The following is an 11,656-nucleotide window of genomic DNA, read 5'->3' on the forward strand; positions in this document are numbered from 1 at the left end:
GCCCGCCGGTGCCGCACGGCCTGCGGCAGCCTCGATACGGAAGATCGCCACCGCCGTACCCAGCTGCTGCGCCTGTTCCTCCATCGCCCGCGCGGCGGCAGTGGCCTCTTCGACCAGCGCGGCATTCTGCTGGGTCGTTTCGTCCATCTGGGTGATGGTCTGGTTGACCTGCTCGATGCCGGCCGACTGCTCCTTCGAGGCCGCCGAAATCTCGGCCATGATGTCGTTGACCCGACGCACGCCGCTGACGATGTCTTCCATCGTGCGCCCGGCGGTCCGCACCAGCGCCGAGCCCTGGGTCACCTGGTCCACCGAGTCGTCGATCAGGGTCTTGATCTCCTTGGCCGCACCGGCCGAGCGCTGCGCCAGCGCGCGCACCTCCGAGGCGACCACGGCGAAACCGCGCCCCTGCTCACCCGCGCGCGCCGCTTCCACCGCCGCGTTCAAGGCCAGGATGTTGGTCTGGAAGGCGATGCCATCGATCACCGAGATGATCTCGGCGATGCGCTTGGACGAGGACTCGATGCCGGCCATGGTGGTCACCACCTGGCCCACCACCTGCCCACCCTGCGACGCCACCTCGGCTGCATTGGCGGCCAGCTGGTTGGCCTGCACGGCGTGGTCGGCGTTCTGCCGCACGGTGGAGGTCAACTCCTCCATTGATGCCGCGGTTTCCTCCAGGCTCGCGGCCTGCTGCTCGGTGCGGCGCGACAGGTCGCTGTTGCCCGAGGCGATCTCGCCAGCGGCCAGGTTGATGCTGTCGGTGGCCTGCTGGATGCGGCCGACGATGTCGGTCAGCTGGGTGACGGTGGTATCGGCATCGTCGCGCATCTGCGCGAACACACCGTGGAACTCGCCCTGCATGCGCGCGGTGAGGTCACCGGCGGCGATCGCGCGCAGCAGTGCGGAGATCTGCTGCAGGTTGTCGTCGCTGACCTGCATCATGGTGTTGAGGTTCTCGACCATGCCGCGGAAGTCGTGGTCGAAGCGCACCACGTCGCCGCGCTGGCTGAAATCGCCCAGCGCCGCCGCGCCGGCCAGGTCGCGGATCTGGGTGTTGATCGCGCGCAGGTTGGCCTTGGTGGTGTCCATCGCCTCGGTGAAGCTTGCCTGTTCGCCCGGCAGGCGATCCATGTCCTGGGACAGATCGCCGACCGCATAGCGTTGCATCACCTCGACCAGGCGCCGGGTGACGGCGATGTTCGCCCCGACCAGCTGGTTGCTGTCGTCCACCATGCGCCCGTAGGCACCGGGGAAGGCCTGCGCATCCATCCGGTAGCTGAGCTCGCCCGCCTCATGGCGCTGGGCCATGTCGGCCTGCGCGGCCATCACCGCCTGCAGCTGGCTGCGCATGCGCTGCATCGATTCCAGCAGCCGGCCCACTTCGTCATTGCGCGGCGGCGGCAGCGGCGTGTCCAGGCGGCCTTCGGCCACGTCGACGGACAGGCGCACCGCATCGGCCAGCGGGCGGATGGCCTGACGGCGCAGCAGCACGTAGACGCTGGCACTGAGCACCAGTGCCGCACCCAGGCCCACGGCCAGGATGATCCACAGCAGCGCACGCGCCTGCGCGGTGATCAGGTCATGCGGCACGATCACGCCCAGCGCGAAGCGCTCCTGGCTGTTGCCGATGCGCAGCGGCACGTACGCCTTGACGTTACCGGCGGCGTCCACGTTGAAGTCCTGGAACGGCTTGTCCGCTGCGACCGCAGCCAGGATGCCGCGGGTGGCCGCATCGTCGCGACGCTTGCCGATTTCCTTGGCGTCCTTGGCCGCCAGCACGATGCCACCGGGGGAGATCAGCTCCACATGGCCCTCGCCCATCGGGCGCAGCGCGGCCAGGCGTTCCTGCAGCGTGGCCAAGCCGACATCGACGGTCACCGCGCCAAGGAATTCGCCCTTGTCCAGCACCGGGGTGGACAGCGTGGTCATCAGCACCGGCTTGCCGGCGATCTCATAGCGGTACGGCTCGGCCACGGTCGGCCGCTTCAGCGCGCGCGGGCGCAGGTACCAGTCGCCGTCACCGGGCACGTCGTAGCCCTTGAGCGCGTCCTCCACCGGGGTGCCGTCCTGCCAGGACCAGTAGCTCATGAAGCGGCCGCTGGCGTCGTGCGCCGGGGCATCGACGAATTCGCCGTCCTTGCCATCGAACGCCTGCGGCTCCCACAACGTGCCCAGACCCACCCACTCAGGGTGCGAGCGCAGCTGCTGCTGCAGCACCTGCGATGCCGTCGCGCGCGAGAGCGTCCCGTTGCTGTGCTGCACCACCAGGCTGTCTGCCAGCGCCTGACTGGTGGAGAACGCGGCGGCCAGTTCCGCACCGACCCGGCGCGATTCGGCATCGGCCTGGCTCTGCATGGTCTGCCGCGAGGCTTCGATCAGCGCCTGGCTGGCTTCGTGGTAGCTGATGGCCGCAGTGACGCCGAAGCAGAGCATGGCGATCAGCGCGGTACCCAGCATCAGCCGGTTGGCGATGCTGCCGGGACGCGGGGAAGTGGTGCGGGACGCGGGCATGGGGGCGGTTCCGGAAAGGGGTACGGATCAGCCGGCGCCCTTGGGCGCCAACTACGGCTTCACGCAATCCATTGCGGTCCAGGTCGGCGCGGTGCAACTCACGCCCGACCCTTGCCCCGATCTCGGATGTATCGGGGCATTGAGCTGGATAACGGCGCCCGCGCGCCGATGTTGAGGACCACTTCCTGACCCTGTTCAGTGTTGACCGGGTCGCGCCCCGTCAGGCGCTGCGCCGCCCGAGCCGTTCGACCAGGGTCTGGCTGGCGGCGTTGAGCCCACGCACCTCCACCTGCGCGCCGTGCGCGCGCAACCGCTCCACCACCCGCTCCAGCGCCGCCACCGCGCTGAGGTCCCAGAAGTGCGCGTCGGCCAGGTCGATCACCACCCGCGCCGGTACCTGCTGCAGATCGAAACTGGCCGCGAACTGCCCGGCCGAGGCGAAGAACACCTGCCCGCTGACGCGGTAGACACGGGTGCCGTCCGCCTCGACGGCATCCTCCACCTGCAGCATCCGTCCGACCTTGCGCGCGAAGAACAGTGCCGACAACAGCACCCCGGTCAGCACGCCCTTGGCCAGGTCGTGGGTGGCCACGGTCACGGCCACGGTGGCGAGCATCACCATCGACGAGCTCCTGGGGTGCTGGCGCAGTTCCTGGAACGAGCGCCAATGAAAGGTGCCGATGCTGACCATGATCATCACCGCCACCAGTGCCGCCATCGGAATCTGCCGCACCCACTCGGCGCCATACACCACCAGCAACAGCAGCAGCACCCCGGCCACCAGACACGACAGCCGGCCCCGCCCGCCGGAGGACACGTTGATCACCGACTGGCCGATCATCGCGCAGCCGCCCATGCCTCCGAACAGGCCGGCGGTGATGTTGGCCAGGCCCTGGCCGGCGCACTCGCGGTTGCGCTGGCTGGGGGTGTCGGTCATGTCCTCGACGATCTGCGCGGTCATCATCGACTCCAGCAGCCCCACCACCGCCAGCGTCGCCGACACCGGCAGCAGCAGGCGCAGGGTGTCCCAGGTCAACGGCACGTCCGGGAACAGGAACACCGGCAGGCTGTCGGGCAGCGCCCCCATGTCGCCCACCGTGCGGACATCCCAGTGCAGGCCGATGGACAGCGCGGTGAGCACCACGATCGCCACCAACGGCGAGGGCACCGCGCGGGTGACGCGTGGCAGCAGGTAGATGATGGCCAACCCGGCGGCACACACTGCCCAGACATGCCAGGAGCGCCCGACCAGCTCGGGCAGCTGTGCCAGGAAAATCAGGATCGCCAGCGCGTTGACGAAGCCGGTGATCACCGAGCGCGACACGAAGCGCATCAGCGCCCCCAGCTTCAGCGCGCCGGCGAGCAGCTGCAATCCGCCGGCCAGGATCGTCGCCGCCAGCAGGTACTGCAGGCCATGGTCCTTGACCAGATCGACCATCACCAGCGCCATCGCCCCGGTTGCCGCCGAGATCATGCCCGGGCGCCCGCCGGCGATGGCGGTCACCACCGCGATGCAGAACGAGGCGTACAGCCCCACCTTGGGGTCGACCCCGGCGATGATCGAAAACGCGATCGCTTCGGGAATCAGGGCCAGCGCGACCACCGTGCCGGACAACAGGTCACCGCGGATATTACCGAGCCATTGCTGGCGCAGCGGATAGGAAACAGACATGGAAAAAGCTCCACGCACCGGCGATGCGCACGGCGCGTTGTGTGATGAGGACAAGGCACTCCCTGGACCCGGCCGTGGCACGGGCGCGTGGTCAACGCGGTATCAGGGTGGCGTCATCACAACAATCCAGCAGGGGGGGCGGAAGCGGCGCGCAGGATAGCGCAGCCACCTGCCCGGCTCAACGCACGGCGTGCCGTGCCCGTTGCCGAAGTGCCGGTTGACCGTCGCCGCAACGCGCGCGCACGATGGTCGTTACCTCCCGCAGCAGGTGCCTGGCATGTACGGACTGATCGGCAAGATGTTGGTGACACCCGGCCAGCGCGATGCGGTCATCGCGATCCTGCTCGACGGCACCGCCGACATGCCCGGCTGCCGCAGCTACGTAGTGGCCAGGGACCCCGGCCTTCCCGATGCAATCTGGATCACCGAAGTCTGGGACAGCCAGGAACAGCATCGTGCCTCGCTCGCGTTGCCGGCGGTGCAGGCCGCGATCGCCCAAGCCCGGCCACACATCACCGGATTTGGCGAGCGCTTCGAGACCGAACCGGTGGGCGGGCTCGGCAGCTGACCCCCGGCCGCGCGCTCAGCGCGCGAACCGCTTCGCCCCGGCAACGCAGGCCACCGCGCACAGGGTCACCAGCAGCATCGCCGCGCTGACCTGCTCGTGCAGCAGCAGCGCGGCCAGCCCCAGGCCGAAGAAGGGCTGCAGCAACTGCAGCTGACCGACCGCGGCGATACCGCCCTGTGCCAGCCCGCGGTACCAGAACATGAAGCCGACCAGCATGCTGAACACCGAAACGTACCCCAACCCCAACCAGGCCGGGTTGCCTACGTCAGCCAATGTGGACGGCCAGCGCAGCCACAACAGCGGCAGCATCAACGGCAGGGACAGCACCAGCGCCCAGCTGATCACCTGCCAGCCGCCCAGCGTGCGTGACAGGCGCGCGCCTTCGGCATAGCCCAAGCCGCACACCAGCACCGCGGCCAGCATCAGCAGGTCGCCCTGCAGCGAGGCCTGCCCGGCGCCAAGCAGCGCATAGCCCACCACCGACGCGCTGCCCAGCAGTGAGAAGCCCCAGAACGCCGGACGCAGGCGCTCGCCACCACGCAGTACGCCAAACAGCGCCGTGCTCAGCGGCAGCAGGCCCAGGAATACGATCGAGTGCGCCGATGACACATGTTGCAGCGCCAACGCGGTCAACAGCGGAAACCCCACCACCACGCCCAGTGCTACCACCAGCAACGCGGCCACGTCCGCGCGCGCGGGTCGGCGTTGCCGCAGCGCCAGCAGCATCACCAGCCCCAGCAGCGCGGCAATGCTGGCGCGTGCAGCGGTCAGGAAGGTCGGATCAAGGTCGGCGACCGCCGCGCGCGTGGCCGGCAACGAGCCGGCGAAAATCAGCACGCCGATGAATCCGTTGAGCCAGCCGCGCGTCGTGGTGTCCATGCTGAAATCCTTGAAAGTGGCGGCCAGTGGATCACGCGGCCGGCGGCATGGCCCAGACACAGTCCAGTACACTTGGACCGAACTGTTATGCCTACACACACCGTACGGAACCGCTGCGCATGCGCCTGACCCCCACCCGCATCGACGTCGTCATGGCCACCGTGCGCGACCGCATCAGCGCCCGCAGCTACGTGCCGGGCATGCGCCTGCCCTCGGTCCGTGCACAAGCCAAGGCGATGCAGGTGTCGGTCTCCACCGTGGTGGAAGCCTATGCACGCCTGACCGCCGAAGGCCTGATCAGCGCGCGGCCCGGCGCCGGCTTCCACGTGTGCGGCCCGGTGGCGCCGCTGGCGCTGGCCGGGATCGATCCGCCGCGCGACCGCCAGGTCGATCCGCTGTGGTTGGCACGGCAATCGCTGGAGCCCGATGCCAGCCTGCTCAAACCCGGCTGCGGCTGGCTGCCCGAGGACTGGATGTACGTCGAAGGCATCCGCCGCGGCCTGCGCAGCGCGGCGCGTGCACCGGCATCGGCACTGGCCGACTACGCCACGCCGCTCGGCCTGCCGCCGCTGCGCCAGCTTCTGKCGCGGCGCCTGGCCGGGCATGGGGTGGAGGTGGCGCCGGATCAGATCATGCTGACCGAGTCCGGCTCGCACGCCGTCGACCTGATCTGTCGCTTCCTGCTGCAGCCCGGCGACACGGTGCTGGTCGACGATCCCTGCTACTTCAACTTCCTTGCGCTGCTCAAGGCGCATCGCGTGCAGGTGGTGGGCATCCCCTACACCCCGACCGGACCGGATGTCGAAGCCTTCGGCGCCGCACTCCAAGCGCATGCACCGCGTCTGTACATCACCAATTCCGGCATCCACAACCCGACCGGGGCGGTGCTCTCACCGGTCACCGCGCACCAGCTGCTCAAGCGTGCCGACAACAGCGACCTGGTCATCATCGAGGATGACCTGTTCGCCGATTTCGAGCACAGCCCCGCACCGCGACTGGCCGCCTTCGATGGCCTGTCGCGGGTGATCCAGGTCGGCAGTTTCTCCAAGACCCTGTCGGCCTCGGTACGTTGCGGCTACATCGCCGCCCGCCCCGACTGGATCGACAGCCTTGCCGACCTGAAGATCGCCACCAGCTTCGGCGGCGGGCGCCTGGCCGCCGACATCCTGCTCACCGCGCTCACCGACAGCGGCTACCGCCGCCATGTGGAAACCGTGCGCACACGGTTGGCGACAGCGCGTGATGCCACGCTGGCGCGGTTGGCCACGCTTGGCATTACCCCGTGGGTGGTGCCGCAGGCCGGCATGCTGCTGTGGTGCCGCCTGCCTGATGGCCTGGACGCGGCGACCATCGCCCGTCGCTGCCTGGCCGACGGCGTGGTGCTGGCGCCGGGCAATGCATTCAGCCCCTCGCTCAACGCCGCCGGGTTCCTGCGCTTCAATGCCGCCCAGGCGCAGGACCGCCGCGTGTTCGATGTGCTGGCACGTGCCATGCGCGGGTGATGCGCCTGTCGATCAGGGCGATGCATGACGACCCCGCTACCACGCAACCGGTGTCCTGGCTCCGGATGGGTACAGCCTGGAGTTCGTGCACACGCCGTGGCAGCAGGCGGCGCGCTGAGTGGCGTTGATGTGCATTGAGTCGCGCTGAATAGCGCTATTTAGCGCCACTTCGCGCTATTTACCGCCGCCATGCCCAAGTGTCGCCTTCTCCGCATCGGTCAACGCGCGGTGCCCGTAGCTCAGTACCCGCGTCAGCTGCCACTGGCCGTCGCTCAACTGCCAGACCATGACGAACTTGGCGCTGCCTTCGCAGGTGCCGCTGGCCAGCTCGCAGAAGCGGTGCTCGCCTTCCTCGATCGCGCCAAAGTCCTTGATCGGATACACCTTGAGTGTGCCGGGGATCAACTCGCGACGTACCTTGTTGCAGATATATTTCTGCGTATTGGCCACCACCGTGGCCCGGTCGAAGGTGGCCCCACCGGTGTCGTGGTAGAACTCCACGGTCGGCGAGAAGTAGCGGCCGAACGTATCCAGATCGCACCGGTTGTAAGCGTCGAACACCTTCTGGTCGAGCGCGGTGATCGTGCGGGAAAGGTCTGCCCCGGTGRCCTCGGCGCTGGTCGGCGCGGCCCAGGCGGCGCCTGCGCCGATGGTCAGGAGCAGCAGGATGCTGGCGGATTGGAGCGGCTTCATGGCAGTTCCCTGTTCATCGAGAGGTGGCGGCGCTACGAGGGGCGGACCCTGCCGGCAGTCTGGCCAGGGCCTCGCCGTGGCCGCCACTTTTCCCATGCGGCGGCACGACCTTCAAGTGCCAAAGGGCCCGCCATCACTGCCGATGCGTCGACCTGCCTCCAACTGTGCCATGCTCCGCGCAATCACCACGGAGACACCGCAATGGCCAAGAGCATGGACAGCAAGAAAGAGCAGAAGAAAAAGCCCGCCAAGACCGCCAAGGAAAAGAAGGCGGAGAAGAATGAGAAGAAGACCAGCAAGGGTTTCGCACCGACCTGATCGTCTCCAGGCGCCGCCGTCGGCGGGCGCCACCTGGTAGAGCCGACCGTTGGTCGGCTCGGCCACTTCACCCTGGCTGACCATCGGCAAGCGCAGCGGTTGCGGGAACGAGCGCCGCCGCACCTCGCGCGCCGGCAGGTTGCCTGTTACCCGTTGCCGCCATCGCGCCGTCGGTCGCGTACACCGGCCTGTTCCGTGCAGTGATGCCGCCGGTATCGGTCGTATGCCGGCAGGCCGAACCGCGGCGCACGCGCACGGCCATCCACCATCCGTCCAACGCGCACGCGTCTTGCCCGATGGCAAAATGGCCGGCTCTCCCCGCGTTGCGGGGCGCCATGCGAGGGATTGGACGTGACGGAAGGAAATGGCAGGTACTGAGCCGCACGCCAACCACCCGTGCGCTGCATCCCCGCGAAACAGACGCGCTGCTTTGGTTCGGCCAGCCCGAACGCATCGTCTGGCGGATGCCGCGTGGCAACGTCATCGACCTGGCCCGGGCAGCCCGCGCCGCCGGCAACCGCCCAGTCGCACGCACGGTGCGTGGACCGTACCGATCGAGGGTGCGTGCCCGCCACCACGACCGGCATGACTATATCGGGGAGGTCGAGGTACTCCTGCTGCCGGGTGCCGACCGCTGCCTGCGCCAGGACAACGAAGCGGAGGTCCTGCTGTGCGGCAACGTCGCCGTGGTGCTCGCGTTGAACGGCACGTGGCGTATCGACCAGGCGCGTTCGTTGCTGCGCTGAACTCCGTGCGCCATGGGGGTGTCGCGCGTTGTCGGCGCTGCTCCGCCGCGAACAAGGCTGACGCTCCACATCACCGCCGGCCAGGCCAACAGGTGCGCGGATGCGGAAATCGCCGCCGCGACCAAAGCCGGCAGCACCCAACCAAACACGAATTAAACCTTCTGACTCGCTCCCGCATCCAACGGTGGACACCCACCGGCAAGGCGAATGACATGACGCTATGGAAGCAAAGACTCACCGCCTTTCTCATTGCAGGCACGCTGACATTGACCGCCGCAGCTCAGTCAGCCTCGGCGCAGGTATATACCCGCGATATCGACAACTTCTGGATCGCCCACGATGCGGTCCGCGGCGAAACCGACCCCGCACGCAAATTGCAGCGCATCAAGATGCTCTACATCGACAAGGGCACGCCCGGCCTGCATGCGTTGATGGAGGCACGCGGCTACACCGGCGAGCAGTACGTGGCGGCAATCGATGCCTGGCCGCGTTACTGGGCCTCGGTGCGCCCCCTGACCGGCCGTGCATTGGCCGCAACCGCCGCCCTCGACGCTGACCTGGCCCAGCTCAAACGCCTGTATCCGGCCCTGCGCCCGGCCAGCATCACCTACGCGATCGGCGTGCTGCGCACCGGCGGAACCACCCTGGACGACAAGGTGCTGATCGGTGCCGAACTCGCCCTGGGCGACGCCAGTGTCGACGTATCCGAGCTTCCCGAACCCCTGCAGACCCGTCTGCGCACGTTCTATGCCTCGCAGCCGTTCCACAACAACGGCCAGAACAACATCCACGAGTACATCCACACCCAGCAGGTCGAGGCCGGCGATACCCTGGCCCAATACGCGCTGCGCGAAGGCGTGGCGGAGCGGGTGGCCGAGCTTGTCACCGGGAAGAAGCCCGACCTTCCGCTGTACGTGTACGGCCCGGCCCATGAGGCGCGGCTCAAGCAGCAGTTCCTGGCCGACCGACATGGCAATGACTACCGCGACTGGCTGTACAACAGCAGCAGCAACCGCTTCGGGGTCAGCGACCTGGGGTATTACGTCGGTTACCGCATCGCCAGCGCGTATTACGCGGCACAGCCAGACAAGGCCAACGCGATCGCCACGCTGTTGGAGCTGCGGTATGACGATGTGGCGGCGGTGGATGCGCTGATCGAGCGGTCGGGATATTTCCGTTGATTGATGGAAATCAGCGATCCGCCATGACGGGGCGGCAGCAATCGTTCGGCCTCACTCGCAGGCCGAGGCGGCCGCCTCCAACAGCGGCCCCACGGCAAGCGCCGGCGCCGGGCGATCGGCCGGAAACGCGGCCGCGATGGCCTTGGCTGCGCGGTCAGCGTGCGGCTGGATGTACCACGACGCATCGCTGGACAACGCTTTTCCACGCACTTCCCGTTCGAACCGGTACTGGCCCCAGTAGATGGCCAACGGCTCTTCAAGTGCGTTCAACGGATTGGGCAGCGCCAGGGCACCCGGGCACCGCCGCGCGAACGCCGCAGCCAACGCCTCTCGATTGGCTGCGGGCAGTCCCGCCGACAGGAAATGCGCGTACTCGTGCAGCACGATCGGTGCCCAGTCCTCCTCCACGCCCAGTTCGGAGAACAGCACGATGGAGCCACCGCGAAGCTTGGCCTGGGTGCGGTCCGCGTATGGCCACCATACGAAGCGCACGTGGAAGAGGGGCGCCGCCTCGGCGCCGTAGAAGGTGCGCATGCGCGACGCAAACGCGGCGGCTTCCGGCGCCGCCATTTCCCTGGTCAACGCCTCCTGTTGTCGACTGAAGCGCGCCGTCCCGGCCAGCAGCGCACGCGCACGGGGCGCAAAGCGCGCGTAGTAGCGCCGCAACCGCTCGCGGTCGCCAGGTGCCTGCGCGGCGATCGCGGCCTCGGTGGCAGCGGTGAAGGACGCCGCGTTCTGGAAGTAGCCGGTGTATGGGTCGCCAATGCGTGTATCGCTGCCGGCGAACAGGCTATCCGCGAGGGGCCGCTTGCCCCCGTCATCACGGGCCATGGGAGACGTACGCTGACGAAACCGCGCGTATGCCTCGAGCGCGGCCCGATCCTTCGCATCCAGGCCGAACCTGCGCTCCCAGTCCTGCTGGTAGATCGCGTTGGTGTAGCCAGGCAGCCAATCGGGCAGGTTGTCCAGCAGATTGAACAGATCAAAGGCGTCGTCGTAGCCCACCGTCACCAGCGCAGGCGCCTGGCGCGTCGGGTCGCCCGCCTGGGCGCTGGCCCACTGGGGCGCCAGCACAAGAACGGCCATGCACACGAAGTGCCGTGCCTGGGATCTGAATGACATCCGACATGCTCCTGGACGACCGGGTGGCCTGATTCGAGCATGCTGCCGACGGTTCCACAACGTGCCCATCGGCAGGGGGCCGCGCAGGGGTGCCGTAGCGAGCCACGTGGGAAATTCATGGCTACGGGTGCGCCACCCATTGCAACTGGCATCGAGCGGACTATGCGTGGGCGGCCGAATGCAGGGGCATCGCCTTGGACAACGATGGACGGTCAACAGCTCTGTCTTTTTGAAAATCCGTCGGCTTCCGGGCTTCGCTGGACGTACATGGACGCCATTGGGGCGGCCCCACCAGCAACTGCATTAGAATTCCAAGCAATTGTTTTTACGTGGAATTATCGGACTAGAATAGATCTGAGACTCACTTTCCGACTCACTTTGAGCGCGTCCTTGGCACAAGGGACGGTAACCCGCCCCCGTCCAATTCAGGCATGATTTAGTGCAGACCTCAGCCTGGGCTC

The 11,656-nt window shown here is 67.7% G+C and carries 9 protein-coding genes; 4 read left to right on the forward strand and 5 right to left on the reverse strand.

The features are described from left to right. Positions 1-2,514: methyl-accepting chemotaxis protein (locus AC1DQP_RS10025; protein ID WP_478051519.1), on the reverse strand; the 2,514-nt coding region annotated here is incomplete at its 3' end. A gap of 220 nt (positions 2,515-2,734) precedes the next feature. Next, entirely contained in the window at positions 2,735-4,186 is a 1,452-nt protein-coding gene (locus tag AC1DQP_RS10030) for a SulP family inorganic anion transporter (RefSeq protein ID WP_457320229.1), read from the reverse strand. A gap of 277 nt (positions 4,187-4,463) precedes the next feature. On the opposite strand from AC1DQP_RS10030, the gene AC1DQP_RS10035 reads away from it, so the two are divergent. Next, entirely contained in the window at positions 4,464-4,754 is a 291-nt protein-coding gene (locus AC1DQP_RS10035; RefSeq protein ID WP_457320231.1) for a putative quinol monooxygenase, read from the forward strand. A 15-nt stretch (positions 4,755-4,769) separates the two neighbouring features. Here AC1DQP_RS10035 and AC1DQP_RS10040 read toward each other — a convergent pair whose 3' ends face one another. Then, positions 4,770-5,633 (reverse strand): DMT family transporter, encoded by an 864-nt coding sequence (locus AC1DQP_RS10040; protein ID WP_457320233.1) that lies wholly within the window; start codon positions 5,631-5,633, stop codon positions 4,770-4,772. A 119-nt stretch (positions 5,634-5,752) separates the two neighbouring features. Here AC1DQP_RS10040 and AC1DQP_RS10045 point away from each other — a divergent pair, with 119 nt between their 5' ends. Next, positions 5,753-7,135, forward strand: a complete 1,383-nt coding sequence (locus tag AC1DQP_RS10045) for an aminotransferase-like domain-containing protein (RefSeq protein ID WP_478051520.1) — start codon at positions 5,753-5,755, stop codon at positions 7,133-7,135. 174 nt (positions 7,136-7,309) lie between these two features. Here AC1DQP_RS10045 and AC1DQP_RS10050 read toward each other — a convergent pair whose 3' ends face one another. After that, positions 7,310-7,828: a nuclear transport factor 2 family protein gene (locus AC1DQP_RS10050; protein WP_478051521.1), complete on the reverse strand. Its 519-nt coding sequence runs from the start codon at positions 7,826-7,828 to the stop codon at positions 7,310-7,312. A gap of 653 nt (positions 7,829-8,481) precedes the next feature. On the opposite strand from AC1DQP_RS10050, the gene AC1DQP_RS10055 reads away from it, so the two are divergent. Both AC1DQP_RS10055 and AC1DQP_RS10060 read left to right on the forward strand, forming a co-directional pair. After that, on the forward strand, positions 8,482-8,892 hold the full coding sequence (locus tag AC1DQP_RS10055; protein WP_457321429.1) for a hypothetical protein: 411 nt from the start codon (positions 8,482-8,484) through the stop codon (positions 8,890-8,892). Positions 8,893-9,104: 212 nt separating this feature from the next. Then, positions 9,105-10,073 carry a DUF2268 domain-containing putative Zn-dependent protease gene (locus AC1DQP_RS10060; RefSeq protein ID WP_478051522.1) on the forward strand — a complete coding sequence of 323 codons (969 nt, stop codon included), beginning with the start codon at positions 9,105-9,107 and terminating at the stop codon, positions 10,071-10,073. A gap of 51 nt (positions 10,074-10,124) precedes the next feature. On the opposite strand, the gene AC1DQP_RS10065 is transcribed toward AC1DQP_RS10060, so the two are convergent. Next, positions 10,125-11,195, reverse strand: coding sequence for a hypothetical protein (locus AC1DQP_RS10065; RefSeq protein ID WP_478051523.1), 1,071 nt, complete (start codon positions 11,193-11,195; stop codon positions 10,125-10,127). Positions 11,196-11,656 lie beyond the last annotated feature (461 nt).

Source organism: Stenotrophomonas sp. P5_A8 (assembly GCF_056400545.1).